This is a genomic window from Aquabacterium sp., from assembly GCF_014378415.1.
In the GTDB taxonomy this organism is placed as follows: domain Bacteria; phylum Pseudomonadota; class Gammaproteobacteria; order Burkholderiales; family Burkholderiaceae_C; genus Aquabacterium.
The window spans coordinates 1-25,188 of sequence record NZ_JACMNS010000021.1 but is presented as its reverse complement, the minus strand read 5'-3'; the positions used below and the strand labels follow the sequence as shown (position 1 = coordinate 25,188).

Below are 25,188 nucleotides of genomic sequence, written 5' to 3'. Positions count from 1 at the left end.
CCATGGCCCAGGCTGTAGGCACCGGCCGAGATGAGTTGCAAACGGCGGAACCAGCGGTCAATGCGCCTGGGCGCCATGCGCCGGCACACCCAGGCCACCAGCACCATCATCAGTGAGCCAAAAACGTAACCCAGCAAGGGCTACACGAAGATGAAGGTCACTGTGCGGGCGATGCCACTGGACACCCGCGCCCCAGGCCCGGCCTTGGCCATCACGGCCCCCACGATGCCACCAACCAGGGCGTGCGACGAGCTGCTGGGGATGCCGTAAAGCCAGGTGATCAAGTTCCAGGTGATGGCCCCGATCAAGGCGCCAAACACCACATGAACATCAACCACGCCCGGGTCGGCAATGCCCTTGCCCACCGTGGTGGCCACGCTGAGGTGAAAGACGAAGATGGCGACCACGTTGAAGAATGCCGCGAAAAGCACCGCCTGGGCCGGACGCAGCACCCCGGTGGACACCACCGTTGCGATCGAATTGGCCGCGTCGTGAAAGCCGTTCATGAAATCGAACAGCAAGGCGAGCACCACCAGAAGAACAACGACCCACAGGGCCGCCTGCATGGGAACCATGGTCAGCCGCCCTGATCAGGAGTTCTCGAGGATCACGCCCTCGATCAGGTTGGCAACGTCTTCGCACTTGTCGGTCACGGTTTCCAACATCTCGTAGATGGCCTTGAGCTTGATCAACTCACGCACATCGGGCTCTTCGCGGAACAGCTTGCTCATGGCGGCACGCAGCACGCGGTCGGCGTCGGACTCAAGCTGGTCGATTTCTTCGCAGGTCTTGAGCGCGGCCTCGGCGGTCTTGGCATTGCCGATGTCGTTCAGCAAGGACACGGCCGAACGCAAACGCTCACAGCATTTCACGCCCAGTTCGGTCAGGCGGATGATCTCGTCGGTCATGGTCCGCACGTCGTACAAGGCCATGGTCTCGGCCGCGCCGTGGATCAGGTCGGCCACATCGTCCATCGTGTTGATCAGCGAGTGGATCTGCTCGCGATCGATCGGGGTGATGAAGGTTTTGTGCAGCAGCTTGTTGACTTCGCGGGTGACGTCATCGGCCGAATTTTCCGCAGCATCGACCTCCTGGGTGTACTGCTCGCGCAGGAGCGGGTCGTTGTAGTGCCTGACCAGGTTCGCGAAGGCGTGTACAGCCGCCACGGTGTGGTTGGCGTGCTGGTTGAACAGCTCGAAAAAATTGCCCTCACGGGGCAGAATTTTTCCAAAAATCATGGGGTGGTCTCGCGTGTCATGGTGATGACAGTCACTGTGCTGGCTGTGGATTTTAACCGCTCGCTTGACACAGGGCCATGGTTTTCGGACTTTCATCCGCTGGCCTGGGGCTTACATTGATCGGGTCGGCATCCAGCCCACACTTCGCCAACGCAATCTCTCAAGCGGACACCCATCATGGCAACATCATCCGGCTGGTTTTACTGGGCCCTCATGTCGGCCGTCTTCGCGGCACTCACGGCCATATTTGCCAAGATCGGTATCCAGAACGTGGACTCCGACCTTGCCACACTGATCAGGACAGCGGTCATCATTGTGGTGCTGAGCATCTTCGTCGTCGTCACGGGCAAGTGGACCGACCCAAGGCAACTGGCGCCAAGAACATGGCTTTTTCTCGGCCTGTCCGGATTGGCGACTGGCGCCTCGTGGGTTTGCTATTTCAGGGCGCTGAAGATCGGTGATGCCTCGAAAGTTGCTCCGGTGGACAAGTTGAGTTTGCTATTGGTGGCGATCTTCGCGTTCACGTTCCTGGGCGAGCGCCCCTCGCTTCGTGAATGGACGGGCATGGCGATGGTGGCCGGTGGAGTGCTGGTGCTGGCCATCAAGCGCTGAAGCGACATCAGGCGCGTGTCCGGCCATGGTGGCGCTGCCAAATGGCCGAGGCAAGCTGCTAACAGCCCGCCATCATGGCCGGAAAAAGAAAGGCCCGCCGAAGCGGGCCCAGGTAATGTCTGCCGCCAGATTTACTTGTGAGCGTCCTTGATGGCTTCCTTGGCATCGCCAAAGGCCTTCTGGGTCTTGCCCTCGGCTTGTTTGGCCAGGCCCTTGGCTTCCTGCTTGTGGTTGCCCACCATGTCGCCGGCCTTCTGCTGTACCTTGCCTGCAGCGTCCTTGACAGCGCCCTTCACTTGGTCCTTGTTCATGACAATGCTCCTGATGGTTGATGTGCACACCAATCGGCAAGCAGCGTGCCCGTTGCCTTTGATCTGCGCCATGCATGGTCCGGTCTGCGAGCCAGGTTAGTCAAAGGCGCGCTGATTGCTCCATCGATTCATCGGCCACCCGGCCCGGCCTTTTGGGGCGGCACCATGAAGAACCCCTTCATGAGCATGTGGCTCAGCGGAGCCAATGCAGCCATCGGGTCTGCGCGCGGCCGGGTTACAGATGAATCAAAGCGCCAAGCCAACACGATGGTGACCGAGGGCACCAAGCAGATGATCGCCCTGTAGACCCGTGCATTGGCGTTGCCTACCAAGCCAAGGCGAAAGCGCAGCAAATAGATTCGAGCTGCCACAGCTCCGAATGGAGGTGCGCCACATGTGATCGCTTAGTACAAAACCCCGTACCGGTGGCGGTACCTCCATGGCCGCCATCGCGAGGCAGGTCGGCGTGTAGCGCTGCCAGGCCCACGCCTGGTGCAGACCTTGAAGTCCGAGGGCCTGCTTCCCGTGGTCGCCAATGCGCGTGGCGGTGCGCCCGGTTCCACACCTCAACACCACCTCCACCTGGACCGCATTTCGACATGGACGGACCTGACTGCCATGGAGTTCATGACCCGAGCCCGCCAGGATTGAACGCATTGTGCGACTGACTCACCAAAAGAAAAAGCCGACACATGGTCGGCCTTTCAGTGGAGCGGTGAACTGCCCCGCTTACTTGCTGGCGGCGGCTGCTGCCGCTTTGGCCTTGACGACCTTCGCCTTGTGCTTGACCGTGTGAGCGGCATGCTTGGTGGTTGCGGCGACCTTGGCTGGCGCGGCACTCACGGCCAAAGCGGCGGAGGCAGCTGCGGGAGCCTGGGCAAACGATGCAACGGCAAACAGGCTGAGCAACGAGGCGACGACGAGTGACTTCTTCATGATGATGAACCTCTGTGAGAACCAATTGAACCAACTCGGCCAAACATCGACCTTGTAACTTCAACGCTGGCCACTGACCTGGCGTTGACAGCGCCAACCCCTCGATCTTTCAAGCCTGTGCTTTCCAAGCGAACTAAATCACGAACTTTCGCTTGCGCCTGGCCAAGAACATCGCGCCAAGTCCCATACCCATCAAGGGGATCGTGCCAAGCTCAGGTACCGGTGCACCAATCAATATGGAGGACCCAACCGCCGAGCCCGCGCCAAACCTCACCCCATTGTCAGTCTGCGTCAAAGCCAGGCCAGCCGAAACTGGCACGTGGTAGCTCAGTGTCTTTGAGAACCCGCCGGGCGCATCGAATACACCGTAGTCCGCCACGACCGCATGACTGGCGTAGTCTGAAAGCTGGATGCCCACGCTGCTAGAAAGCCCCAGGCCTGCCGAGAATTTCCCGGTCATCTCGCTTGTGAACTGGCCGGTCGGCGTTTGCCAAGCTCGAAAGATGGCGATGTCGAAGGTGTCCGCCTGCGACACCTCATTCACCAATGCGCCATCGACCACCCTGCCCAGGTAGGCCAGCGAAATGGAACGATGCCCCTCGATCGGGCTCAGTGTCCGGTCTATCTCGAGGGCGGCCTGGTAAACATCGCCGTCAGCCAGCTGCAGCGAATGCGCAAACGATAATTGCTCGGACGGTGCACTGTCGGCAGCCGTGGCCGGGCAAGAGCCGGCCACGCAGAGTCCATTCAAGGACATCCCCAGATCGCTGGAGTTGGCATGGGCACTCACGGCGCATGCGAGAGCCATGGCGGCCAAAGCGGTCGTCAAAATGGGCTTGTTCATAGATCCTCCACTGATTTTTTTGGGCGTGGTGCATTGAAATCGCCCGCAACAGCATAAGCAAACTGCGAATGGGCACGGGCATGGGCAGGGGCGCAATCGTCAACGACAGATATTGCCTGCCCGTCGTTCAAACTATGTTGCTGCTTGGTCAAGCGCAACATGAATGCAGTGGTGACTTGCCCGGCCGTGTCTTTGGCGGTGGCCACGGCGAATCCCATCACTGATGATCATGAATTGGCTCACTGAAGGTTGAGCGCCGGCATGGTCAGAAGTTCGAGACAGACGCCAGGCCAAGGATGAAGTCATTGCCTGGCTACTCTGGTACAACAGTGTCCGGATGCACTCGACTCTGACCTATGTCAGTCCGATGCAGTTCGAGCAAAACTGGTTTGGGGCTCAGCCCAAGCAAGCCAATTCATGATCTCAGTGATGGGATACGCAATTCAAGGGCAAGGTCAAGACACGGACCAGGTTCAGTCGGCCCTGCCACCCCACGCACCAAGGAAATTACATGTCAGAAGAGTTTGAAGTGCGCGGCGCGCACGAAGACAGATTGGACGAGGCCGCAGAACATGGCGGAATGGCAGGACAGTTGGCCGTCATGACCGCCATCCTCGCAACGGTCGGCGCCATGTTCTCGTACATGGCCGGCGCGACCCAAGCCGATGCCGCTTTGCTGAAGAATGACGCGGCCATCAGGAAGACAGAAGCATCCAACCAGTGGAACTACTATCAGGCCAAAGGCAACAAGCAGAACCTCAGCGAACTGGGCTTGGAGTTGGCCCCCGCATCGCGCAGGCCATTTTTTGAGTCCGAAGCTAAACGCTATCAAGAAGACAAAGCAGCTATTAAACAGGCAGCGGAAAAACTGGAGAAGGAATCTGACGCGTTCAATGAGCAAAGCGAAGCGCGGATGCATCAGCACCATCGCTGGGCGCAGGCCACGACAGCACTTCAAATCTCGATCGCCATGGCAGCAATCGCGCTACTGACCAAGCGGCAGTGGCTCGAGAAGGCGGTGTTCGTAGTCAGCGGCTTGGGCGTCGTGCTAGGTGCGCTGGCCTATTTTCGGATTTGAGTTAGCTTAAAGGGATCGAAGGGCGAGGTCATCCATAATGAACTCGACCGCTTTGTCAGTCATGTCGGAAAACCTTTTTAGGACACCACATGAAACGCACACTGCCCATCATTGCCCTTTGTTTGCTCGCCCGGACCACGGGAGCGCGAGCGAAGAGGCCCAAGCCGCCCGAAGCCGCAGCATCGATTGCCAGCTCCGCATAGGCAGCTAATTCGCCTGCCTCCAGGCCAAGCAAGCGTGCCGACACTCCAATTGGTTTTCTATCAAACCTGTGCAGGCCAGGTATGGCAATTGCCGCTTCCGATGACCCAGCGTTTTCATTCAGGAGCACGACATGACCGTATCAAACTTCACCGTGGCCGACATAGTCCGATCGTGCGACGAAATTGCGCAATTGCTTCGGCAAGAAAAGGAGGCCGCTGCGGAGGAAGCGAAGCGCGAAGCTGGCCCGCTTTTTTCGGAGTTCTTCTCCGTGCCTGACAATCTGGAGCAAGCCAATGCCCAAACATCCGTCCACTTTGAGCGCAACACCAACAACCTGATTGACGTTCACCATGCAGGCTTGGTGTTCTCTATTCGAGTTTGAAGAGGTTCAACCGAGGGCGAAGGCGACAACCGCCAAGCTGACGGGTTCGTTGATTGCCGCATGGCTGCATCGGCCGGCAGGCTTATCCGTTCGAGCAGCGCCATGAAGAATCCTTGGACCAAAAAGAACCCGTTCATGATTGGGCCCCGGGCACCACAACACGCCGCTTCTTGATCGTCACCACGACGGCCGCGCGCTGTTCCGTGGTGGGTTGGCGAACCACGGGAGCCCGCACCACAGCGGGCTTGGCGGAACGCAGCAGGCTTTCGATCCGGCTCTTGTTCAGGGTCTGGCGCATGTCGCCATTGACCTGCAGGTAGTTGCCGTCCGGGTCTTTGGCCAGCGCGCCAATTTCGATGCCGCGCCGGATGGTGCCCAGGAACTCCAGGTCGTCTCGAGGAAAGGCAAAACGATGCCAGTCTTCTCCGAGGATGACCTGGTTGTTGTTGCCTTTGTGCTTCTTTGGTGAAGGCTTCATGTACTGCTTACTCTCGGCGGCGCACAGGTGACAGATGTCGCTCGCTCTATGGATTCACTCGCCCGGGCTGTGGAATCGCTTGTTCTTTTATTTGCTTGAATATCGGTACCGCTGGCGGTACAGCGCAGGTATGACCTGCTGAAACAAAGAAGCCAACCCTTGTGAGGTTGGCTAAATTGTTGTTTTAATTGGTGCCGGAGAGATGAATCGAACACCCGACCTTCTCATTACGAATGAGCTGCTCTACCGACTGAGCTACACCGGCAATCAAAACCAAAATTCTAGCATGGCTTTTCAGCCAGGCATTCTTTTCAAACGCCTTGATCCAGGTGGTACTGCGTCACCCGCGCCACTTCGCTCTTCGAGCCCAGCATCACGCTGACACGCTCATGCAACTGCGTGGGCTGCAGTTCCATGATGCGCTTGGTGCCGTTGGTCGACATGCCACCGGCCTGCTCCACCAGGAAGCTCATCGGGTTGGCCTCGTACATCAGGCGCAGCTTGCCCGGCTTGCCCGGCTCGCGCTTGTCCCAGGGGTACATGAAGATGCCGCCACGGGTGAGGATGCGGTGCACGTCGGCCACCATGGAGGCCACCCAGCGCATGTTGAAGTCCTTGCCGCGCACGCCATCCTTGCCTTCCAGGCATTCGTCGATGTAGCGCTTCATGGGCGGGGCCCAGTGGCGCAGGTTCGACATGTTGATGGCGAATTCCTGGGTGTCTTCTGGGATCTTGACATCGCTGTCGGTCATCACCCAGGCGCCTTGCTCACGGTCCAGCGTGAACATGACCACGCCCTTGCCCACGGTCAGCACCAGGGTGGTTTGCGGGCCATACACACAATAGCCAGCGCAGACTTGGTCGGTGCCAGGCTGCAGGAAGCTGGCATTGGTGACGTCGCCGCCCTGGTGCTTGAGCACCGAGAAAATCGTGCCAATGCTGACATTGACGTCGATGTTGCTGGAGCCATCAAGCGGGTCAAACAGCAGCAGGTATTCGCCTTGCGGATAGCGGTTGGGCACCGCGTGCATGTTGTCCATTTCTTCAGACGCCATGCCGGCCAGGTGGCCGCCCCATTCGTTGGCTTCGATCAGCACTTCGTTGGCGATGATGTCCAGCTTCTTCTGGACTTCGCCCTGCACGTTCTCGCTGCCGGCGGTGCCCAGCACATCACCCAGGGCGCCTTTGTTGACGCTGATGGCGATGCTCTTGCAGGCACGCGCGACCATTTCAATGAGCAGGCGCAGTTGGGCGGGCAACTGCGCGGCGCCGCGCTGTTGTTCGATCAGGTATTGGGTCAGGCTGACGCGGTGAGACATGGTGTGAAGCTCTTCCTGGTTTTCAAAAATTTCAATCCTGCAGTGCGCGCGTGACGATCTCGCGCACGTCGTCCGACAGCTCGGCCCGGGCGGCCACGCGGCTCAGGGCCTCGCGGGCGGCCGTGTGGTACGGCTCGGCCAGGCGGCGCCAGTGATCGAGCGCGCGCGCCAGGCGAGCAGCCAGCTGCGGGTTGATGGCATCGATCTCGATCACGCGGTCGGCCCAAAACACATAGCCTGCCGCATCGGGGCGGTGGAAGGCGGCGGGGTTGGCCGAGCACAGGCTCATCAGCAGGCTGCGGGCGCGGTTGGGCGTGCGCAAGGTGAAGTCCGGATGCTGCATCAGCGCCTTGCAGCGCGCGAACACCTTGCCGTCCTTTTCAGGGGCGGCGGCTTGCAGCGCGAACCACTTGTCGATGACCAGGGCCTCGTCTTTGTATTGGGCGTGGAAGCGGTCCAGCGCGGCTTGCGCCAATTCGGAATGGCCAGACACCAGGGCGCTCAAGGCACCCAGGCGGTCGGTCATGTTGGTGGCGTCCTTGTAGCGCTGGAAGGCTTTGCCGGTCCACAGCGGGTTGTTGCGCACGCTGGCGTCCAGGCACAACATGCTCAGCGCGAGGCTGGCCAGGGCGCGGCGGCCCATGCTGACGGCATCAGGCGTGTAACCACCGTTGTCGTGGTGGGCTTCATACGCCCAGGCCCAGTCTTCGTGCAGGGCCTTGGCCAGTTGCAGCTTCATGCCTTCGCGAGCGGTGTGGATGCGCTGCGGATCAACCACGTCGAGCTGCTCGGCCACGTAGCTTTCGCTGGGCAGGGTCAGGACCAGGTCTTTGAAGGCAGCGTCCAGCTCGGGGTTGCGCAAGATGCTGCGCAGGGCTTGCAAGAAGCGCTCATCGAGCTCGGCCTGGCCTTGGCCGTTCACGGCGGCCAGCAGGCGGCGCAGGGCCAGCTTTTGCGCGGCTTCCCAGCGGTTGAAAGGGTCCAGGTCGTGCGACAACAGGGTGAACAAGGCGTCGTCGTTCAACTCGGCTTCCAGCACCACCGGGGCGGAGAAGCCGCGCAGCAGCGAGGGCACGGGCTCGGCCGGCACGTGGACGAAGGTGAAGCTTTGCTGCGCTTCTGACAGCACCAGCACGGTCTGCGAGCCAATCGGTGCGGCATCGCCTTCCAGGTGCAGGAAGAGGCTGCGGCCATCGTGCGCGACCAGGCCCATGGCCACGGGGATCACATACGGCGCCTTGTTGGGCTGGCCGGGCGTGGGGTTGGACGATTGGCTCAGGTGCAGCGTGTAGGTGCGCGATTCGGCATCGTATTCACCCCGGGCTTGCACGCGCGGGGTGCCGGCCTGGGCGTACCAGTTCTTGAAGCCGCCCAGGCGCTTGGCCAGTTCGCTCTCGGGGTTGGCGTCGGCAATGGCTTGCGCGAAATCGTCGCAGGTCACGGCCTGGCCGTCGTGGCGATCGAAGTAGAGCTTCATGCCGACGGCGAAACCAGCCTCGCCCACCAGGGTGTGCATCATCCGCACCACTTCCGCGCCCTTTTCATACACCGTGGCCGTGTAGAAATTGTCGATGGCCATGTAGCTGTCGGGGCGCACGGGGTGGGCCATGGGGCCGGCGTCTTCCGGGAACTGCACCTGGCGCAGGGTGCGCACGTCTTCGATGCGCTTGACGGCGCGGGCGCTGGTGCTGCCGGCCATGTCCTGGCTGAACTGCTGGTCGCGGAAAACGGTGAGGCCTTCTTTCAAAGACAGCTGGAACCAGTCGCGGCAGGTGACGCGGTTGCCGGTCCAGTTGTGAAAGTATTCGTGGGCAACCACGCTTTCAACGTTGCCAAAATCAACATCAGACGCCGTGGCGGGGTTGGCCAGCACGAACTTGGTGTTGAAGATGTTCAGGCCCTTGTTCTCCATGGCGCCCATGTTGAAGTCGCTCACGGCCACGATCATGAAACGCTCCAGGTCCAGGCTCAGGCCGAAGCGGGCTTCGTCCCAGGCGATGGAGGCCATCAGCGAGTTCATGGCGTGCTCGGTCTTGTCCAAATCACCAGCGCGCACGTAAATTTGCAGCAGGTGATCTTTGCCCGCACGCGTGCGGATGCGTTGTTCGCGGCGCACCAGGTCGGCGGCCACTAAGGCGAACAAATAGCAGGGCTTTGGGTGCGGATCGACCCAGACGGCATAGTGGCGTATGGCGTCGATGGCGCCATCTTCCACCAGGTTGCCGTTGGACAGCAGCGCGGGGTATTTCACCTTGTCGGCCTTGAGGGTCACCTTGAAGGTGGCCATCACGTCCGGGCGGTCCAGGAAGTAGGTGATGCGGCGAAAACCCAAGGCTTCGCACTGCGTGAAGAAACCGCCGCTGCTGGTGTACAAGCCCGACAGCTGCGTGTTCTTTTCAGGGGCGCAGGTGTTGCGGATCTCCAGCATAAAAGGCTGGTCGGGCAGGTTGTCCAGCACCAGTTGCTGGTCCTCCACCCGGAAAGACACCGACTCACCATCGACCAGCACCCGGGTCAGGTTCAGGTCTTCGCCATCCAGGCGCAATGAAGCACCCGGCTGCGCCAGGTTGCGCTCCAGGGTCATCTTGTTGATGACCAGGGTCTTGGCCGGGTCCAGGTCAAAAGTCAGGTCAACGGTCTTGATCCAGAAAGCGGGGGCCGCGTAGTCTTCGCGGCGAATCAAATGGGCAGTGCCTTCACGCATGGGTGTGCTTTCTCAAACGCCTTGTTTCAGGCTGGCCTCGATGAAGGCGTCCAGATCACCATCCAGAACCTTCTGGGTGTTGGAGATCTCGACGTTGGTGCGCAAATCCTTGATGCGGCTTTGGTCCAGCACGTACGAGCGGATCTGGTGGCCCCAGCCCACGTCGGTCTTGCTGTCTTCCAGCTTTTGCTGTTCCGCCATGCGGATGCGCATTTCGTGCTCGTACATGCGTGACCGAAGCATTTGCCATGCCTCGTCGCGGTTGCGGTGCTGCGAGCGGTCGTTCTGACACTGCACCACGATGTTGGTCGGGATGTGGGTCAGGCGCACGGCCGAGTCGGTCTTGTTGATGTGCTGGCCGCCCGCGCCAGAGGCCCGGTAGGTGTCGGTGCGCACGTCGGCCGGGTTGATGTTGATCTCGACCGTGTCGTCCACCTCGGGGTAGACGAAAACCGACGCGAACGAGGTGTGGCGGCCGCCCGACGAGTCGAACGGCGATTTGCGCACCAGGCGGTGCACGCCGGTCTCGGAGCGCAAAAAACCGAAGGCGTAATCGCCCTCGATCTTGATGGTGGCGCTCTTGATGCCAGCCACGTCGCCTTCAGACTCTTCCATCACCTCGGGCTTGAAGCCCTTGCGCTCGCAATAGCGCACGTACTGGCGCAAGAGCATGCTGGCCCAGTCGCAGGCCTCGGTGCCGCCGGCGCCGGCCTGGATGTCCAGGAAGCAGTTCAACGGGTCGGCCGGGTTGTTGAACATCCGGCGGAATTCAAGGTCTTCAACCAACTTGGCTTGGCCGGCCACCTCGTCGCCAATGGCTTGCAGGCCAGCCATGTCCTCGTCGGCCTTGGACATGTCGAACAACTCCAGGTTGTCGGACAGGCCTTGCTCCAGAGTGGCGATGGTGTTGACCACGGTCTCGAGCGACTTCTTTTCGCGGCCCAATTCTTGGGCGCGCTTGGGGTCGTTCCAGACGGCGGGGTCTTCGAGTTCAGCGTTGACTTCGCTCAGGCGGCGGGATTTTTCATCCCAGTCAAAGATACCTCCGCAGGTCAGCGGTGCGCTGACCCAAATCGGCAATCTTCAAGCCCAGGGAGTTGATGTGTTCGATGTCCATTTTCTTGTATCCGCAATCGGTTCAGGGGGCGCGCCGGGCGCCGAGCAGTGCGCATTTTCTCATGCGATGCCTGCCGATGGCGCATCCAGGAATTTGGCAATGTGGTCAGCGAGCTCGGCAGGTTGGTCATGGTGCACCATGTGGCCGGCCTCAAGGATGGTTTCCAGCCTGAAATTGGGGACTAATTTGACGCGTTCCAGGAACTCTTCGCGCGTAAATTTGCCGCTGAACAACATGAAATAGACGGTCTGGGCCGCCTCGACGAAGAGCACCGGCATGGTGATCCGCTTCAAAAAGGCCTGAACTTCTTCAACCCGGTAGAGAAAAGGCTGGGATCGTTTGTGGGCCGGGTCCGCGTTGATCACCCAGCGGCCACCCTCCTCGCGCGCCCACTGGCGGGCCAGCCAAAGGGCGAAGTCGGGTCGCAGGCGCGGGTTGGTCGATTGCAGTCTTTTGGCCACGCCCTCCACCGTGTCGTAGTCCTTCAGGCAGGCTGGCGCCTTGATCTCGTCCAGCCATTTGATGTAACGGCCCGGGGCCTCGTCGGCCTGGGTGGCGGGCATGCCGAAGCCTTCCAGGTTGATCAGGCGGCGGATGCGCTCGGGGCGCACGGCGGCATAGAGCATGACGACGTTGCCGCCCATGCTGTGGCCCAGCAAATCGACGGGCAGGCCCGAGGGCGACAAATCGTCGAGGATCGCGTCCAGGTCACCCAGGTAGTCGGCGAAGAAATAGCTGTCACCGGCGGGCGAGCTGGTTTCGCCAAAGCCGCGCCAGTCGATGGCGGCGATGGGGCGGGTTCCCCAGCCGGGCAGCTGGCGCAGGGCATCGACCATGAACTGGAAAGAGGCGCCCACATCCATCCAGCCGTGGGCCAGCACCAACAGGGGTTGCTCGGCCGTGGCTTGCGCCAAATCACCCCATACCAGGGCATGGTGGCGCAGGCCCCGGGCATTGATGAAGTGCGAGCGCGCCTGGAACAGTGGCAAATAAACAGCTTGGAACGTCATGGTTTCGTGAAGTAGTTCATGAGTGCGGGCCCCTGCCTGAGGGGTCACACACGGAGTCATCCTCAGATGATGGCCCATGGCGCGATTTTTCACCTAAGCTGGCAGGTTCTGTCCCCTTGTCTGCCAATGTGAGCGCCACCGCCATCACCTCTTCTCCTTCCAAATCCAGTCCCAATTCCTTGCCCATGCCCGCCCTCGGCCGTTTTGGCCCGTTGGCATTGGCCGTGGCAGCGTTGGCGGCCATCTGCATGGCCCTGATGGCCTGGTCGCACATGAGTTGGCGCGATCTGCAAAACCGCGGTCACGCTTTCGACACCCTGCTGGCCCAGACCCGGCTGGAATCCCTGCGCAGCCAATGGCTGGCCGAGCAGCTTCTGGAGGGGCGAATTCCCGCCAATCACGAGCGGGTGCAGGCGCCGTTGAACGATGCCGTTCAGGCCGCCGCGCAATTGCTGGAAGCCCCAACTCCGACCATGCGGGTCACCTTGCAGACCCTTCTGAGCCAACTGCAAAGCGCGCAGCACCTGCTGAAGCAGCAGCTGGAGCAGCCCGGCACCGTGTCATCCTCTCAACTGTTGGCCGCCATGGAAGCCGTGGACCAATCGGCCACCCAAGCGCGCGCCGAATGGCAAACGGTGCTTAAAGAAGAGACCCAAGCCCAAAAGCAGATCGACCTGATCAACATGGGCATCGTCGGCCTGGTGACGCTGGTGTTGCTGACCCTGATCGGCCGCGCCCACAAGCAGCGCGAAGCCGCCACGCAAGCCCTGATGCGCCGCGAGGCCGAGTTGCAGGCCTTTGCCGATGCCTTGCCCGACCTCGCCTTTCTGCTGGACAAGGATGGCCGCTACATTGAGATCTTTGGCAACCACTCGTCCGCCTTGCTGGGGCGCCCGCGTGAAGAGTTGATCGGTCAGCCGGCCTCCAAGTTCTTCTCGCCCGCCAACATGGCCTTGTTCATGGGCACCCTGACCAAGGCCCTGGAAACCCGCCAGACGCAGACCTTGAGCTACCCCATCCGCATCATGGGAGGCCAGCGCCATTTCGACAGCCGCTGCGCGCCCGTGGGCGACACCGACCGCGTCGTCTGGGTGATCTGGGATGTGACCGCGCGCCGCCGCGCCGAGCAACGCCTGGTGCACATGACCCGGCTGTACGACTTCCTGAGCCAGGTCAACCAGGCCATCGTCTGGTCCACCACCGAGGCCGATTTGCTGACCCATGTGTGCCGCGCCGCGCTGGAGCACGGCCGCTTCAAGAAGGCCTGGGTGACGCTGAGCGAGTGGGACGGCGATGTCATGAGCTGCGAGGTCTTGCCCGGCTGCTCGCCCATGGACGCGATCATGCAGGCCTTTGGCGGCTTCCTGCCCAGCCTGGACACCGACTTCCCGATGGACCGTGCCATGCACGAAGGCCGCATCTTCCACACGGCCGATCTATCGCAAGTGCCCAACCGACCAACCTGGGCCGACGAAGCCCTGAGCCTGGGCCTGAAAGGCTGCGCCATCATCCCGCTGCGCCGCGACATGCAGTTGATGGGGCATTTGTACCTGCTGGACAAGCAGTTGAACGCCCAGGACCAGGACGAACGCGCCCTGTTCGAAGACGTGGCCAGCGACCTGGGCTTTGCCATGACCAACCTGCACCGCGAATCCCTGCGCGAATTGGCCGAAGAGCGCATCCGCCTGCACGCCGCCGCCCTGGAAAGCACGCGCGACGGCATGGTGGTACTCAACCGCGAACGCGTGCTGGTGTCGATCAATCCCGCCTTCACCGACATCACCGGCTACACCGAAGAAGACGTGCTGGGCCACACGCCCGAGTTCCTCTTTCCTGACAACCCGCGCGATGTCATCAGCGACATCCGCAAGGGACTGATGACCGATTCCAGCTGGCAAGGCGAGGTGTGGAGCCAGCGCAAGGGTGGTGAGCTTTTCATGATGAAGCTGTCGGTCAGCTCGGTTCGCACCGCCACGGGCAAGCCCAGTCACTTCGTGTGCGTGATAACCGACATCACCCAGCTCAAGCAGACCGAAGAGCGCCTGGCGCGCATGGCTCATTTCGACACCCTGACCGACCTGCCCAACCGGGCCATGATCCACGAGCGTCTGGCCCACGCCGTGAGCCTGGCTGAGCGCCACCGCACCTTGGTGGGCGTCGTGTTTGTCGACCTGGACAACTTCAAGACCGTGAACGACGGCCTGGGCCATGCCGCCGGCGACAACCTGCTGCAGCAGGTGGCCCAACGCCTGAGCCAGCGCGTGCGCCAGGAAGACACCCTGGGCCGCCTGGGTGGCGACGAATTCATCCTCGTGCTGGAACACCTGCGCCATCCGCAACAGGCTGCGCACGTCGCCCAGGCCATCCTCGACACGCTGAACGAACCCTTCACCCTGGACAGCGGCCAGCAGGTCTATGTGCGCGCCAGCATCGGCATCGCCATGTACCCCGACGATGGCATGGACGCCGCCGAATTGATCCGCGATGCCGACGCGGCCATGTACGAATCCAAGCGCCGGGGCCGCAACAACTTCAGCTTCTACACCAGCGCCTTCACCGCCGATGCCACCAGCCGCCTGCACATGGAAACGCGCCTGCGCCGCGCGGTCGAGCATGGCGAGTTCGTGCTGCATTACCAACCGCTGGTCCGCCTGACGGACCGCAAGGTGGTCGCACTGGAAGCCCTGGTCCGCCTGAAAACGCCAGAAGGCGCGCTGGAGACCCTGCCCCCCATCGGACCCGACGAGTTCATTCCCGTGATGGAAGACACCGGCATGATCGTGGCGCTGGGCGAATGGGTGCTCAACGAAGCCTGCCGCCAGGGCAAGGCCTGGTTGGACGCAGGCCTCGACTTCGGCCGGATCTCGGTCAACCTGTCGCCCAGCGAAGTGCGGCGCGGCGGCGTGGTCGAACGCGTGTCGCGCATCCTCAACCGCACCGGCCTGCCCGCCCACCGCCTTGAGTTGGAAATCACCGAAAGCGGCCTGATGGAATCCAGCGTGGGCGCCGAGCAGTTCCTGCACATGCTGCACGCGTTGGGCGTGTCGCTGTCGATCGACGATTTCGGCACCGGCTACTCGTCGCTGGCCTACCTGAAGCGCTTCCCGGTGCACCAACTCAAGATCGACCGCAGCTTCATCCAGGACCTGCCCGGCAACAGCAGCGATGCCCAACTGGTGCAGACCATGATCGCCCTGGCGCGCGGCATGAACCTCAAAGTGGTGGCCGAGGGCGTGGAGATGCCTGACCAGGAGGCCTTCCTGTGCTCGCTGGGCTGCGACATCGCCCAAGGCTACCTGTTCAGCCGCCCGGTACCGGCAGAACAGATCGAGGTGATTTTTCAACAGGCGGAAGCCAGCAAAAAAAGCACGATCGTTCGATAATGGCGCATCGCAGCAGCGCCAAGCCCCCCGATCATGTCTTCTGAACTCTCCACCATCACCCCCTTGTCCGCCTTGCTGGCGGCCCGCAGCGTTACCTCCCACCGGGTGAGTTTCAAAGTGTCCGAAGACTGGCAGCAAGGGCGCACCGCCTTTGGCGGCCTGCTGTCGGCGCTGTCTGCCCAGGCCATGCGCGACGTGTGCGGTGCCGATTGGCCCATGCGCGCGCTGCAGACCAATTTTGTCGGCCCCGTCGGCCTGGGCGCCTTCCACGTTGATGTCGCTTTGCTGCGCCAGGGCAAGAACGTGCGCCAGGTCAAGGCCACGGTGGTGCAGGCTGACGCCCAAGGCGTTGAGCAGGTCTGTGGCATCTTGCTGGGTGTGTTCGGCACTGGGCGCCCATCGCAGATCCCACCCCGACGCCCCGTGCAACCGCCCGTGGCCCTGAACGCCGAGGCGGCCACCTCCTTGCCTTACATCCCTGGCCTGACGCCCAACTTCACCCAGCACTTGGACTTCCGCCTGGCCGAAGGCGCCTTTCCCTTCACCGGCGGCAATGACTGGCTGACCCGCTACCACCTGCGCCTGAAAGACAGTGAAGGCGTCGACCCCGAACTCATCGCGATCATCCTGACCGACGCCGGGCCCACGCCCGCGCTGTCGCAGGCCAAGACCTTCGCGCCCGCCAGCTCGGTCTCGTGGGCATTGGAGCTGCGCCCGGTCACCAACGTCGATCTGGCAGGCCTGTGGCGCCTGGACCAGGACACCATCGCCTACGACGAAGGCTATGCCAACGACCGCGCGCAGTTGTGGACGCCCGATGGCCAACTGGCCGCCTTTGGCTACCAGGTGGTGGCCGTGTATGCCTGATCCGGTCCTCGCGGTCAGCGAGGAGGAGAGCATGGCCAGGCCCGCCTCACTGCGCGAGTTGTTCACCGCCTTCACCGTGCTGGCGCTGCAGGGCTTTGGCGGCGTGATCGCCATTGCCCAGCGCGAACTGTGCGAGCGTCGGCGCTGGCTGACCGCCAAGGAATTTGTAGAACTGCTGGGCACCGCGCAGGTGCTGCCAGGCCCCAACGTCTGCAACCTGTCGCTGATGATCGGTGACCGCTTCTTTGGCTGGCGCGGCGCCGCCGTCGCCTTGGCCGGCATGATGACCGCGCCCCTGATCCTGATGCTGCTCCTGGCCTGGCTCATCGCCCTGCTGCCCCACGACTCGACCGCGCACGGCCTGGTCCGTGGCGCACTGACCGGCATCGCCGCCGTGGCCGCCGGGCAGATCGTGGGCACGGTGCTGCGCCTGGCCGCGCCCTTGAAGCAACACCCTTTGAGCCTGAGCGTCAGCCTGGCCCTGGTGGCCGCCGCTTTCGGCATGATGGCCTGGCTGCGTTGGCCGCTGGTCTGGGTGCTGCTGGGCCTGGGCGGGGCCACCTGCCTGCTGACCTACGCCGTACTGCGGCACCGCAACGCATGAGCGCTGCCATGGCCCCTGCCGCATCGCCTTTGGTTTGGGCCCCCGAGGTCTGGTGGGAGCTGTTCCAACACTTCCTGGCGTGGTCCCTGATGTCGATTGGCGGCGCCATCACCTTGGTGTCCGACATGCACCGCCGCCTGGTCACCGACGCCGCCCTGCTGACCGACGAAAACTTCACCGCCGCCATCGCCCTGGCCCAGGCCGCGCCGGGCCCCAATGTGCTGTTCGTGGGCCTGATCGGCTGGTACAGCGCAGGCCTAGGCGGGGCCTTGACCAGCCTCATCGGCATCATGATCCCATCCAGTACCCTGGCCTTGACGGCTTCGCGCTGGGTCGCCTCGCGCCGCGACTGGCTGGGCGTGCAGGCGTTTCAATCCGGCATGACGCCGGTCACGATCGGGCTGCTGCTGGCCACAGGCTGGTTGTTGGCGCCCTCGGCTCAACACCCCGCCGCCTTGCTGCTGAGCGCCGCCGTGGCCTTGCTGGTGTGGCGCACCAAAATCCCACTGATCGCCTTGGTCGGGGTGGGTGCGGTACTGGGCGCCTTGGGCTGGGTGTAATCGGCGCCATCGTCCAAATGAGTGGCAACCGCTTCAAGCCTGACCTCTCAGCCTTGCTTGATCACGGCGGCGAGACGGCTGGTGTGCCAAATGCACGCACGCGCATCTCGGGGCTCATGGCCCGCGCCATCTGGTCGGCAAATCTCGCCTGCAAACGGTGCGCGCCCGCCGTGTCCTGGTCAATGCTGGACACGCGCACCAGCAAGCCATCCAGCACCTGCCCACGCAATCCCGATGACAACTGCTGAAACTTGAATGCCGAGTCGTCAGTCACCACGCCATTGCCCAACAAACGCCAATAGGTGATGGGCTCGGGACGGCCATCCATGTGCGCCTGCAGATGCGTCACCGGCAAAGCCTGGCCCGCCGCCTCAATCACCTCATGGGTGACGCCTTGCACCTGGAACCCACCGGCCTGGTAGCAGACCTCGGGGCGGTGCATCTGCAAGCCCACCGACTGCTGCCGACCATAGGCCACCGACAGCATCAAGCGCTGCCCTTGGCCGTTGATGTAAGTGCGCTCCAACACCTGGTCGTACATCTGGAACTGCTTGGCCTGGTCCACGGCCGGGCGCACGAACACCGCACTGGCCGGGTCCAGGCGCCAATCGTCAAACTGGCTGGGGAAGATGGCCTCCAGCGGCACTTGCGACCGGGCTTCCATGCCCGCTTGCGTGTTCGGCTTGCCCACGGCGGCCAAACCTGCCACGGCCAGCATGCACGCGGCCAATACCCAAGCTTTGATCCGATTGCGGCTCATCGGCGGAACCTCTCGGGCAGCACCGCCCCCAGCACCCGGTCGGCCCCGCCAATCAGGGCCAGGGCCAGACCAAAGAGCACCAGTCCCGCAAAATTGTGCAGAAAGCCCTGCCCCACCCGATCGCCAAAATGGTAAGTCACCACCACCAGGATCATCACCCGCAGCACATTGGCCAGGAATGACAAAGGCACCACCAGCACCGCCAGCATCCCGTTGCGCAACCACGATTGGTAGTTCATGAGGTTGCTGTAAAGCAGGCCCATGGCTTCCAGGATGAACATGGAATGCAGGCCGGCGCAGGCCTCGGCCACCAACAGTTGGTATTGGCCGACGGTGATCACCACACCCACGTGCCCGACCGGGTAGCCCACCCAGCCCAGCACCGTGCTGGCCACCACCGACACGGCCTCTTTCAAAGGCCCGGTCACCACCACGATCGCCGAAAACGGCAGCGGCACCACGAAGAGCAAGAACAGCAGCACGAACCAGATGTGCCGCAGCACGGCCCAGCCTTTGAAACAGGCCAGCAACGCCACCAGGATGAAGTACAGCGACAGGATCTCAAGGCGCAGGAACTGCTGGGTGCGGCCAAAGGCATAGAGCAGCAAGCCCAGCACCATCAGCAGGATCGGCGCCCACGCGGCGGGTCGGTCGGGCAAGGCGGCGATGGTGGGCGCCTGCCGGTAGAACAACCAGGCGGCCGCCACCAGCAACAGCACCTCGTGGCCCTGGCTGTAGGACGACCATTCGCCAAACAAAAAATCCCACAAAGTGGGCAAAACCAGGGCGGCCAAGCCCACCCCGGCAATGACCCAGAACCGGCGGTCGGGGTCAGCGGGCGGCCCGAATGCCAAGCTGCTCACCGTGCCGTGGATGCCGAAGAGGCCCCGGCCGGTGAGCTGGCCCCGGCGGCAAACTGGCCCATCAACTGGATCTTGGCCCCTTGGCGCAAGGTTTCCATGCCCTTGGCCACCGCCTCACGCCGCCGCTGGTTGGTCAGCACGGCCTGAATGGCCTGGGCGGCATCGCGCCGATTGACCGAGGCCAGTTCAGTGCGCACCAGGGTGCCGATCACCAGCCCATCCGGGCGCTCCAATACCAGGGAATGGCCGGGCTCCAGGCTGGAAAACTGCTTGAGCAAAGCCAGCGGAAGGTTCTCGGCCCACTCGACCATGTTGCGGCTGGTGGCTGGCAAGCCGCTGGCATGCACCAGTTCATTGACTTGCGCCAAGCTGGTAGTCGCTTTCACGCGATCGCGCCATGCAGGCGCTTCGGCAGGGCTCACCGTCACCGCCATTTCCTGAATCGTGTACTGGCGGCGCGCTTTGAACAGCTCGGGATGCTCGTCGTAATAACGATCGATCTCACGGGTGTCGGGCGGGGCGGCCTTGTCGGCCAGGCGATCCTGGTACTCACGAGCCAGCACTTCGCGTTTGGCCAGTTCCATGGCCTGCAAAACTTTGGGGCTGTTGTCGAGCTTTTGCTCGCGGGCAGCTTGCGCTGCCAGTTCCTGCTCAATCAACCCTTGCAAGACCTTCAGACCGGCGGCCTGGGCCATTTGCCCCACCAAGGCAGGTTGGCGCTGCAGCACAGCTTGCACCTGGTGCACAGAGATTTCGCTGCCATTGACCTGGGCCACCACCTGGCCATCGCTGGGGGCCGTGTCGCGCCCGCAAGCCGTCAAAAGCGCCACCAACAAGGACAAAGAAACCAGTTTGAACACGCGCATAGACACCGGCTCCAAAGTCTTCAAAACACCATTATCAGCGAGCGCCCCAAACGGTGGCCCCATGGAAAACGGGCCCGAAGGCCCGTCATCCTTGGCGACCAAGAGGCTCGCCTGTCGTGCGCTTGACGCGCAGTATCTCAGTCTCAGCGTGCCGAGCGACGACGCACCATGTAACCCACGCCCGCCAGACCCATCAAGGCCATCGCGAAGTCAGCGGGTTCAGGCGCGGGCGAGGCCACAGGCGCCGTTGGCGTTGCGTTCAGAACCGCGTGAATGGTGCCTTTGTAGTTTCCTGAAGTCAGGAAGCCGGATCCCACATTCACGCTCAAGGCCATGGTGTAGGCGCCAGCGCCCAGACCCGTGAAAGAAAAACCATCATCAGCATTGCCGTCTGACATCGCCGAGGCCAAGGTGCCACCAGACAGCACAATCTTGGTGACATCGACATCGCGGGTGAAGAACGACAGGTCGCTGTCGGTCAGCGTGCCGGCAGCACCACTGCTGTTGGCGCCAATCGAGAAGGTGTAGTAGTCGGTGAAGGTGCCCGACGAGTAGAAGGTGTTGCCAAAGGAGGTGTCACCAGCGCTCAACAAACCGAGGTTAGTGGTCACCGCACCTGCCATGCCCGTTGCAGACACCAGGACCGCCAGAAAGGCAGACTTCAAGCTATTCACGGAGAAACCCATCAGAACCTCAATTTTGAAGCGGCAACCTTTTGATTACCAATGGATACATTCTTACCCGAACGGCGGCTTGATACGATCCCCAATATCGGGGGAAATTTGACTGATGGCTTGCGCCATGCGACAGGCCGCACCCCTGTGTGCCTGGGCAAACGCCAAAGCCCGCAACACCATGGACGCATGGCGTTGCGGCGGCATTAGCGCCAAGGCCACTTCCAATGCTTGATCGAACGTGTCGACCCGCACCGCCGCGCCAGCGGCTTCACTGAGTTCCGCCGCCTGGGCAAAGTTGAAGGTGTGCGGGCCCATGACCAAAGGGCAACCGCAGGCCGCCGCCTCGATCAGGTTCTGCCCACCCAAGGGCGCAAAGCTGCCGCCCAGCAGAGCCACCTGGGCTGACGCGTAGTAAGCCGGCATTTCACCCAGGCTGTCGCCCAGCCAGACCTGGCAGGCCAGTGCCCGGGCATCGGGGCCAGACTCTGTGCGCCATGAACTGCGCCTGGACAGGCTGAGTCCATGCTGGGCCACCAATGCCGCCACCTCGTCAAATCGCTGAGGATGCCTGGGCACGATCACGAGCCGAGGCGTCTCGTCTGCAGCCCCGCGATGAAGCCGCACCCACGCAGCCAGCAAATCGGCCTCTTCGCCCTCGCGGGTCACGGCCGCCAGCACGATGGGGCGCCCGCTGGCCTTCGCCCAGGCGCGCCCACGCTCCAGCAAATGGGGCGATGGCGTCAGGTCAAACTTGACGTTGCCACACACTTTGACGTGCGGCGCGCCAGCTTGCAGCAGCCGCTCGGCATCGGCCTGGGTCTGCGCCAAAGCCAGGGCCAGGCTTTGGGCAGCGGGGCGCATCAAGGGCTGCAAGCGCAGGGCGTGGCGCAAACTTTTCTCGCTCAGTCGGGCATTGGCCAACACCATGGGCAAGCGCGCTCGCGCGGCCTCGCGCTGAACATTGGGCCAGATCTCGGTCTCCATCAGCAACCCCATGCTCAAGCCATGGGCCCGCAAAAAACGGCGCACAGCCCCCGGGGTGTCATACGGCAGCCAAGTTTGTACATCGCCATCCTGCAGCAAGCCCCCCCCCGCCTCGCGGCCCGTGGCAGTGCCGTGCGTCAACACCAGCCGCATGCCTGGCCACACCCGGCGCAACTCGGTCAGCAAAGGTTTGGCAGCCAACGTTTCGCCCAAGGACACCGCGTGCAACCAGATCAGCGGTGATCCCACGGAACGCGCATGCGCAACCTTCCGGCGGTGGGCCGCACCATAAAAGCCCAGGCGCTGCGGCCAATGGACACGGTAAATCGGCTCATGGCGTCCTCGCCGCCACACCCGCCACAAATACGCCGGAACGAGCAAGCGCAGCAGCAGGCTGTAAGCCTGCTGCGCCAACCAGATCTTGAACACGTGGATCAGTGCGCGCTGGCGCCCACGTGGGCGTCCGGCTTCACGGCCAGGATGGCGGCCATGAACTGCGTCTGAATGCGGTCCAACGCGGCTTGCGTCTGGCCTTCAAAGCGCAGCACCAGCACCGGCGTGGTGTTAGACGCGCGCACCAGTCCAAAGCCGTCGGCAAAGTCAGCACGCAGCCCGTCGATCGTGATCACTTCCAGGGCATCCGGGAACTTGGCGGTTTCCTTGAGCTTGGCCACCACCTCGTGGTGCTCGCCTTCCGCGCAGGGCACGTTCAACTCTGGCGTACTGAAACTGGTGGGCAAGGCATCGAGCACGGCACTGGGGTTGCTGACCTTGCTCAGGATTTCTAGCAGGCGGCCCGCCGTGTAAGTGGCATCGTCAAAACCGTACCAACGCTCGGCGAAGAAGATGTGCCCGCTCATCTCGCCGGCCAGCGGCGCGCCGGTTTCCTTCAGCTTGGCCTTGACCAGCGAATGCCCGGTCTTGTACATCGTGGGCACGCCACCAGCTTCGCGGATGGCCTGTGCCAAGCGCTGGCTGCACTTCACGTCAAAGATGATCTGAGCGCCAGGCACGCGCGTCAGCACGTCGCGGGCGAACAGCATGATCTGGCGGTCGGGGAAGATGTTGTTGCCATCCTTGGTGACCAGGCCCAGGCGATCGCCATCGCCATCAAAGGCCAGGCCCAGCTCGGCGCCATGCTCTTTCACGGCCTTGATCAAATCGACCAGGTTTTCGGGCTTGGAAGGGTCCGGGTGGTGGTTGGGGAAATCGCCATTCACCTCGGAGAACAGCTCGATCACTTCGCAGCCCAGCGCGCGCAGGATGCCGGGGGCCGAAGCGCCCGGAATGCCATTGCCGGAGTCAACCACGATCTTCATCGGGCGGGCCAGCTTGCAGTCGCCAATGATGCGTTGGGTGTACTCGGCCAAAACGTTGAGTTCGCTGAGGCCACCACTGCCCGTGGCGTAGTCCTCAGCCTCGATGCGTTGGCGCAGGCCCTGGATGTCGTCGCCGTAAATGGCGCGGCCACCCAGCACCATTTTGAAGCCGTTGTAGTCCTTGGGGTTGTGGCTGCCGGTGACCTGGATGCCGCTGCGGCAACCCTGGTCGCCACGGGTGGCGGCCACGTAGTACAGCATGGGCGTGGTCACGGCGCCCAGGTCGATCACATTGATGCCGGTCGAGCGCAGGCCCTTGATCAGGGCGGCGACCAGGCTGGGGCCGGACAAGCGGCCATCGCGGCCAATGGCCACGGCTTTTTCGCCCAGCTTGAGTGCTTCGGTCCCGAACGCGCGGCCCAGGTGCTCAGCCATGGCAACGTCCAAGGTCTTGTCCACGATGCCGCGGATGTCATAGGCCTTGAAAATGGAAGCGGTGACTTGCATGGCGATCCTTTGCTGATTTGAAATGATTCGGTGACGCATACGGGTGCGTCTTAGGATGGATTCTAGAGACCCTGGACGCTGGTCTCGTGACGGATTGCAGATAGGATGCCAACTCGCGCGACCAAGCCCCCCCCAATTCAGCCCATGTACACCGCGCAGACGCACATCGACTCGCCCCTCGGCCAAGTCTTGCTGGCACGCACTGCGCAAGGCCTGGCCGGGCTGTGGTTTGCCGAAGGCCAGCGAGACTTCCCCGGCAGGCTGGAGGCCCCCATGGCACCGAACGACCCGCTTTTCCAAGACGTGGAAATGCAGCTGCAACGGTACTGGGACGCCCCCCAAGGCACGCTTGCCCATTTCAACATCCCCCTCGACTTGCTGGGCACGGCGTTTCAACAATCGGTCTGGCGTGCGCTGTTGACGATGGCCCATGGCGAGATTTGCAGTTACGGTGACATTGCCCAGCGTCTTGGCAATCCTCAGGCCCACCGCGCCGTGGGCATGGCGGTGGGCCGCAACCCCATCTCCATCATCGTGCCCTGCCACCGGGTGGTGGGCCGCGACACGCAATTGACCGGTTACTCCGGCGGCATGCACCGAAAAATCGCACTGCTGACCCAGGAAGGGCACCTGGTTCACGACGACCGCCTTCACCGCCCCGTGCCCGGTCAGGCCATGCTGGCATGAAGGCGCGCGACGCCCTGGAAATGCTGCTCCTGGCCGCAGTCTGGGGCGCCTCCTTCATGTTCTTGCGCATGGCCGCGCCGGTCGTGGGCTCATTGGCCGTGGCCGCGATGCGGGTCACGGGGGCCGCTCTGCTGCTGTTGCCCGTGTTGATGTGGCGCGGCGACCTGGCGCGCCTCAAGCCCTGGCTGCCCGCCTTGGTGGTTTCTGCCCTGCTGTCCTATGTGCTGCCTTTCCTGGGCCTCAGCCAGGCTGCGCGCTCGCTGCCCGCCGGATTGCTGTCCATCCTGAACGCGACCACCCCGCTGTGGGGCGCGTTGGTGGGCTGGTGGTGGGCCGGTGAACGCTTGTCTGCTGGCCGGCTGCTGGGGCTGGCCATCGGCATTGGCGGCGTGGCCCTGTTGGCGGCCGACCGGTCTCAGATCGGCTCGGGCGCCTCGTGGCAAGCGGTGGCGCTTTGCCTGGGCTCCACCCTGATGTACGCGCTGGCGGTTCACCATGCCAAGCGCCACCTCAGTGCGCTGTCGCCCGTGAGCGTCAGCGCCGGCTCGCTGGGCTGCGCCGCCCTGATGTTGGCCTTGCCCGCCTGGTGGCTGGGGCCTCGGCCGGCGCAAGGCCCGACCATGGGCTGGGACCAAGTGCCCGCCACGACGTGGGGCGCGGTGCTGGGCCTGGCCGTGTTGTGCACCGCCTTGGCTTACTTGCTGTTTTACCGCTTGATCGCCCGGGTCGGGCCCACCAAAGCCTTGACCGTGACGTTTCTGATTCCCGTGTTTGGCATGTTGTGGGGCAGCCTGTTCCTGAACGAACAGGTCAGCGCCTCCATGATGGCCAGCACCACCGTGATCGTCCTGGGCACCTTGCTGTCCAGCGGTGCCTGG

General features: G+C 62.8%; 27 protein-coding genes, 1 tRNA gene and 2 pseudogenes. 12 read left to right on the top strand and 18 right to left on the bottom strand.

The genetic code is table 11. The annotated features are described in order from the left end of the window. Both H7225_RS02680 and H7225_RS02675 read right to left on the bottom strand, forming a co-directional pair. Positions 1 to 575, bottom strand: a pseudogene (locus H7225_RS02680) (inorganic phosphate transporter); the annotation flags it as partial. A 15-nt stretch (positions 576 to 590) separates the two neighbouring features. Continuing rightward, positions 591 to 1,238 (bottom strand): DUF47 domain-containing protein, encoded by a 648-nt coding sequence (locus H7225_RS02675; protein ID WP_290659248.1) that lies wholly within the window; start codon positions 1,236 to 1,238, stop codon positions 591 to 593. Positions 1,239 to 1,415: 177 nt separating this feature from the next. On the opposite strand from H7225_RS02675, the gene H7225_RS02670 reads away from it, so the two are divergent. After that, positions 1,416 to 1,850, top strand: a complete 435-nt coding sequence (locus H7225_RS02670) for an EamA family transporter (protein WP_290659247.1) — start codon at positions 1,416 to 1,418, stop codon at positions 1,848 to 1,850. Positions 1,851 to 1,981: 131 nt separating this feature from the next. On the opposite strand, the gene H7225_RS02665 is transcribed toward H7225_RS02670, so the two are convergent. Continuing rightward, the gene (locus H7225_RS02665) at positions 1,982 to 2,161 is read right to left on the bottom strand and encodes a CsbD family protein (RefSeq protein ID WP_290659246.1); all 180 of its coding nucleotides are present in this window, start codon (positions 2,159 to 2,161) and stop codon (positions 1,982 to 1,984) included. Between the two features lie 180 nt (positions 2,162 to 2,341). Here H7225_RS02665 and H7225_RS02660 point away from each other — a divergent pair, with 180 nt between their 5' ends. Continuing rightward, positions 2,342 to 2,467 carry a hypothetical protein gene (locus tag H7225_RS02660; RefSeq protein WP_290659245.1) on the top strand — a complete coding sequence of 42 codons (126 nt, stop codon included), beginning with the start codon at positions 2,342 to 2,344 and terminating at the stop codon, positions 2,465 to 2,467. 186 nt (positions 2,468 to 2,653) lie between these two features. Continuing rightward, positions 2,654 to 2,812, top strand: coding sequence for a hypothetical protein (locus tag H7225_RS02655; protein WP_290659244.1), 159 nt, complete (start codon positions 2,654 to 2,656; stop codon positions 2,810 to 2,812). A 78-nt stretch (positions 2,813 to 2,890) separates the two neighbouring features. Here the strand turns inward: H7225_RS02655 and H7225_RS02650 are convergent, their stop codons facing one another. The 3 genes from H7225_RS02650 to H7225_RS02640 form a co-directional block, all read right to left on the bottom strand. Continuing rightward, the gene (locus H7225_RS02650; protein ID WP_290659243.1) at positions 2,891 to 3,097 is read right to left on the bottom strand and encodes a hypothetical protein; all 207 of its coding nucleotides are present in this window, start codon (positions 3,095 to 3,097) and stop codon (positions 2,891 to 2,893) included. Between the two features lie 133 nt (positions 3,098 to 3,230). After that, positions 3,231 to 3,941, bottom strand: coding sequence for a PEP-CTERM sorting domain-containing protein (locus tag H7225_RS02645; RefSeq protein ID WP_290659242.1), 711 nt, complete (start codon positions 3,939 to 3,941; stop codon positions 3,231 to 3,233). Further along, on the bottom strand, positions 3,938 to 4,147 hold the full coding sequence (locus H7225_RS02640; RefSeq protein WP_290659241.1) for a hypothetical protein: 210 nt from the start codon (positions 4,145 to 4,147) through the stop codon (positions 3,938 to 3,940). The genes H7225_RS02645 and H7225_RS02640 overlap by 4 nt, the downstream gene beginning before the upstream one ends. 30 nt (positions 4,148 to 4,177) lie before the next feature. Here H7225_RS02640 and H7225_RS02635 point away from each other — a divergent pair. The 3 genes and pseudogenes from H7225_RS02635 to H7225_RS02625 all read left to right on the top strand — a co-directional run. After that, positions 4,178 to 4,362 (top strand): annotated as a pseudogene (locus tag H7225_RS02635) (IS3 family transposase); the annotation flags it as partial. Positions 4,363 to 4,452: 90 nt separating this feature from the next. Next, positions 4,453 to 5,019: a DUF4337 domain-containing protein gene (locus H7225_RS02630; protein WP_290659240.1), complete on the top strand. Its 567-nt coding sequence runs from the start codon at positions 4,453 to 4,455 to the stop codon at positions 5,017 to 5,019. Between the two features lie 334 nt (positions 5,020 to 5,353). After that, positions 5,354 to 5,605 carry a hypothetical protein gene (locus H7225_RS02625; protein WP_290659239.1) on the top strand — a complete coding sequence of 84 codons (252 nt, stop codon included), beginning with the start codon at positions 5,354 to 5,356 and terminating at the stop codon, positions 5,603 to 5,605. 133 nt (positions 5,606 to 5,738) lie between these two features. On the opposite strand, the gene H7225_RS02620 is transcribed toward H7225_RS02625, so the two are convergent. The 6 genes from H7225_RS02620 to H7225_RS02595 all read right to left on the bottom strand — a co-directional run bounded on the left by H7225_RS02620 (position 5,739) and on the right by H7225_RS02595 (position 12,233). Then, positions 5,739 to 6,083 carry a hypothetical protein gene (locus tag H7225_RS02620; RefSeq protein ID WP_290659237.1) on the bottom strand — a complete coding sequence of 115 codons (345 nt, stop codon included), beginning with the start codon at positions 6,081 to 6,083 and terminating at the stop codon, positions 5,739 to 5,741. 189 nt (positions 6,084 to 6,272) lie between these two features. Further along, a tRNA-Thr gene (locus tag H7225_RS02615) sits at positions 6,273 to 6,348 on the bottom strand. Positions 6,349 to 6,394: 46 nt separating this feature from the next. Continuing rightward, positions 6,395 to 7,402, bottom strand: coding sequence for a class 1 fructose-bisphosphatase (locus H7225_RS02610; RefSeq protein ID WP_290659235.1), 1,008 nt, complete (start codon positions 7,400 to 7,402; stop codon positions 6,395 to 6,397). A 31-nt stretch (positions 7,403 to 7,433) separates the two neighbouring features. Continuing rightward, positions 7,434 to 10,106: an aminopeptidase N gene (gene pepN / locus H7225_RS02605; protein WP_290659233.1), complete on the bottom strand. Its 2,673-nt coding sequence runs from the start codon at positions 10,104 to 10,106 to the stop codon at positions 7,434 to 7,436. A gap of 12 nt (positions 10,107 to 10,118) precedes the next feature. Continuing rightward, a protein-coding gene (prfB, locus tag H7225_RS02600; RefSeq protein ID WP_290659231.1) for a peptide chain release factor 2 occupies positions 10,119 to 11,223 on the bottom strand; the annotation gives its coding sequence in 2 pieces (ribosomal slippage) (positions 10,119 to 11,141 and positions 11,143 to 11,223; 1,104 coding nt in all). Positions 11,224 to 11,282: 59 nt separating this feature from the next. Then, positions 11,283 to 12,233, bottom strand: coding sequence for an alpha/beta hydrolase (locus tag H7225_RS02595; protein ID WP_290659230.1), 951 nt, complete (start codon positions 12,231 to 12,233; stop codon positions 11,283 to 11,285). A gap of 116 nt (positions 12,234 to 12,349) precedes the next feature. On the opposite strand from H7225_RS02595, the gene H7225_RS02590 reads away from it, so the two are divergent. Genes H7225_RS02590 through H7225_RS02575 form a run of 4 tightly spaced genes read left to right on the top strand, consistent with a single transcriptional unit; the run spans position 12,350 to position 17,647 of the window. Continuing rightward, entirely contained in the window at positions 12,350 to 15,616 is a 3,267-nt protein-coding gene (locus H7225_RS02590; RefSeq protein ID WP_290659228.1) for an EAL domain-containing protein, read from the top strand. A 33-nt stretch (positions 15,617 to 15,649) separates the two neighbouring features. Next, positions 15,650 to 16,483: a thioesterase family protein gene (locus H7225_RS02585; protein WP_290659226.1), complete on the top strand. Its 834-nt coding sequence runs from the start codon at positions 15,650 to 15,652 to the stop codon at positions 16,481 to 16,483. A gap of 31 nt (positions 16,484 to 16,514) precedes the next feature. Next, positions 16,515 to 17,087 (top strand): chromate transporter, encoded by a 573-nt coding sequence (locus H7225_RS02580; RefSeq protein ID WP_290659224.1) that lies wholly within the window; start codon positions 16,515 to 16,517, stop codon positions 17,085 to 17,087. Between the two features lie 8 nt (positions 17,088 to 17,095). Next, the gene (locus tag H7225_RS02575; RefSeq protein WP_290659222.1) at positions 17,096 to 17,647 is read left to right on the top strand and encodes a chromate transporter; all 552 of its coding nucleotides are present in this window, start codon (positions 17,096 to 17,098) and stop codon (positions 17,645 to 17,647) included. 61 nt (positions 17,648 to 17,708) lie between these two features. On the opposite strand, the gene epsI is transcribed toward H7225_RS02575, so the two are convergent. The 6 genes from epsI to H7225_RS02545 form a co-directional block, all read right to left on the bottom strand. Beyond that, positions 17,709 to 18,407 (bottom strand): exosortase-associated protein EpsI, B-type, encoded by a 699-nt coding sequence (gene epsI, locus H7225_RS02570; protein WP_290659221.1) that lies wholly within the window; start codon positions 18,405 to 18,407, stop codon positions 17,709 to 17,711. After that, positions 18,404 to 19,270: an exosortase gene (gene xrt, locus H7225_RS02565; RefSeq protein ID WP_290659220.1), complete on the bottom strand. Its 867-nt coding sequence runs from the start codon at positions 19,268 to 19,270 to the stop codon at positions 18,404 to 18,406. Before xrt ends, epsI begins: the two co-directional genes overlap by 4 nt. After that, positions 19,267 to 20,136: an EpsD family peptidyl-prolyl cis-trans isomerase gene (locus H7225_RS02560; RefSeq protein WP_290659218.1), complete on the bottom strand. Its 870-nt coding sequence runs from the start codon at positions 20,134 to 20,136 to the stop codon at positions 19,267 to 19,269. The genes xrt and H7225_RS02560 overlap by 4 nt, the downstream gene beginning before the upstream one ends. A gap of 143 nt (positions 20,137 to 20,279) precedes the next feature. Next, complete coding sequence (locus H7225_RS02555) at positions 20,280 to 20,810, bottom strand: FxDxF family PEP-CTERM protein (protein WP_290659217.1); 531 nt, start codon at positions 20,808 to 20,810, stop codon at positions 20,280 to 20,282. A 63-nt stretch (positions 20,811 to 20,873) separates the two neighbouring features. After that, positions 20,874 to 22,226: a 3-deoxy-D-manno-octulosonic acid transferase gene (locus H7225_RS02550; protein ID WP_290659215.1), complete on the bottom strand. Its 1,353-nt coding sequence runs from the start codon at positions 22,224 to 22,226 to the stop codon at positions 20,874 to 20,876. A gap of 5 nt (positions 22,227 to 22,231) precedes the next feature. Continuing rightward, on the bottom strand, positions 22,232 to 23,623 hold the full coding sequence (locus H7225_RS02545; protein ID WP_290659213.1) for a phosphomannomutase/phosphoglucomutase: 1,392 nt from the start codon (positions 23,621 to 23,623) through the stop codon (positions 22,232 to 22,234). Between the two features lie 144 nt (positions 23,624 to 23,767). Between H7225_RS02545 and H7225_RS02540 the strand changes: the two genes are divergently transcribed. Then, on the top strand, positions 23,768 to 24,310 hold the full coding sequence (locus H7225_RS02540) for a methylated-DNA--[protein]-cysteine S-methyltransferase (RefSeq protein WP_290659212.1): 543 nt from the start codon (positions 23,768 to 23,770) through the stop codon (positions 24,308 to 24,310). Continuing rightward, a partial coding sequence (locus H7225_RS02535) for a DMT family transporter (RefSeq protein ID WP_290659211.1) occupies positions 24,307 to 25,188 on the top strand: 882 nt, incomplete at its 3' end. The genes H7225_RS02540 and H7225_RS02535, both read left to right, overlap by 4 nt.

Coding starts and splice junctions, on each gene's coding strand:
- H7225_RS02660 (WP_290659245.1), top strand. CDS start 2,342: ATGAGCATGTGGCTCAGCGGAGCCAATGCAGCCATCGGGTCTGCGCGC.
- H7225_RS02575 (WP_290659222.1), top strand. CDS start 17,096: ATGGCCCCTGCCGCATCGCCTTTGGTTTGGGCCCCCGAGGTCTGGTGG.
- H7225_RS02580 (WP_290659224.1), top strand. CDS start 16,515: ATGGCCAGGCCCGCCTCACTGCGCGAGTTGTTCACCGCCTTCACCGTG.
- H7225_RS02595 (WP_290659230.1), bottom strand. CDS start 12,233: ATGACGTTCCAAGCTGTTTATTTGCCACTGTTCCAGGCGCGCTCGCAC.
- H7225_RS02645 (WP_290659242.1), bottom strand. CDS start 3,941: ATGAACAAGCCCATTTTGACGACCGCTTTGGCCGCCATGGCTCTCGCA.
- H7225_RS02560 (WP_290659218.1), bottom strand. CDS start 20,136: ATGCGCGTGTTCAAACTGGTTTCTTTGTCCTTGTTGGTGGCGCTTTTG.
- H7225_RS02650 (WP_290659243.1), bottom strand. CDS start 3,097: ATGAAGAAGTCACTCGTCGTCGCCTCGTTGCTCAGCCTGTTTGCCGTT.
- epsI (WP_290659221.1), bottom strand. CDS start 18,407: ATGAGCCGCAATCGGATCAAAGCTTGGGTATTGGCCGCGTGCATGCTG.
- H7225_RS02545 (WP_290659213.1), bottom strand. CDS start 23,623: ATGCAAGTCACCGCTTCCATTTTCAAGGCCTATGACATCCGCGGCATC.
- H7225_RS02585 (WP_290659226.1), top strand. CDS start 15,650: ATGTCTTCTGAACTCTCCACCATCACCCCCTTGTCCGCCTTGCTGGCG.
- H7225_RS02670 (WP_290659247.1), top strand. CDS start 1,416: ATGGCAACATCATCCGGCTGGTTTTACTGGGCCCTCATGTCGGCCGTC.
- H7225_RS02625 (WP_290659239.1), top strand. CDS start 5,354: ATGACCGTATCAAACTTCACCGTGGCCGACATAGTCCGATCGTGCGAC.
- H7225_RS02610 (WP_290659235.1), bottom strand. CDS start 7,402: ATGTCTCACCGCGTCAGCCTGACCCAATACCTGATCGAACAACAGCGC.
- pepN (WP_290659233.1), bottom strand. CDS start 10,106: ATGCGTGAAGGCACTGCCCATTTGATTCGCCGCGAAGACTACGCGGCC.
- H7225_RS02540 (WP_290659212.1), top strand. CDS start 23,768: ATGTACACCGCGCAGACGCACATCGACTCGCCCCTCGGCCAAGTCTTG.
- H7225_RS02665 (WP_290659246.1), bottom strand. CDS start 2,161: ATGAACAAGGACCAAGTGAAGGGCGCTGTCAAGGACGCTGCAGGCAAG.
- H7225_RS02675 (WP_290659248.1), bottom strand. CDS start 1,238: ATGATTTTTGGAAAAATTCTGCCCCGTGAGGGCAATTTTTTCGAGCTG.
- H7225_RS02620 (WP_290659237.1), bottom strand. CDS start 6,083: ATGAAGCCTTCACCAAAGAAGCACAAAGGCAACAACAACCAGGTCATC.
- H7225_RS02630 (WP_290659240.1), top strand. CDS start 4,453: ATGTCAGAAGAGTTTGAAGTGCGCGGCGCGCACGAAGACAGATTGGAC.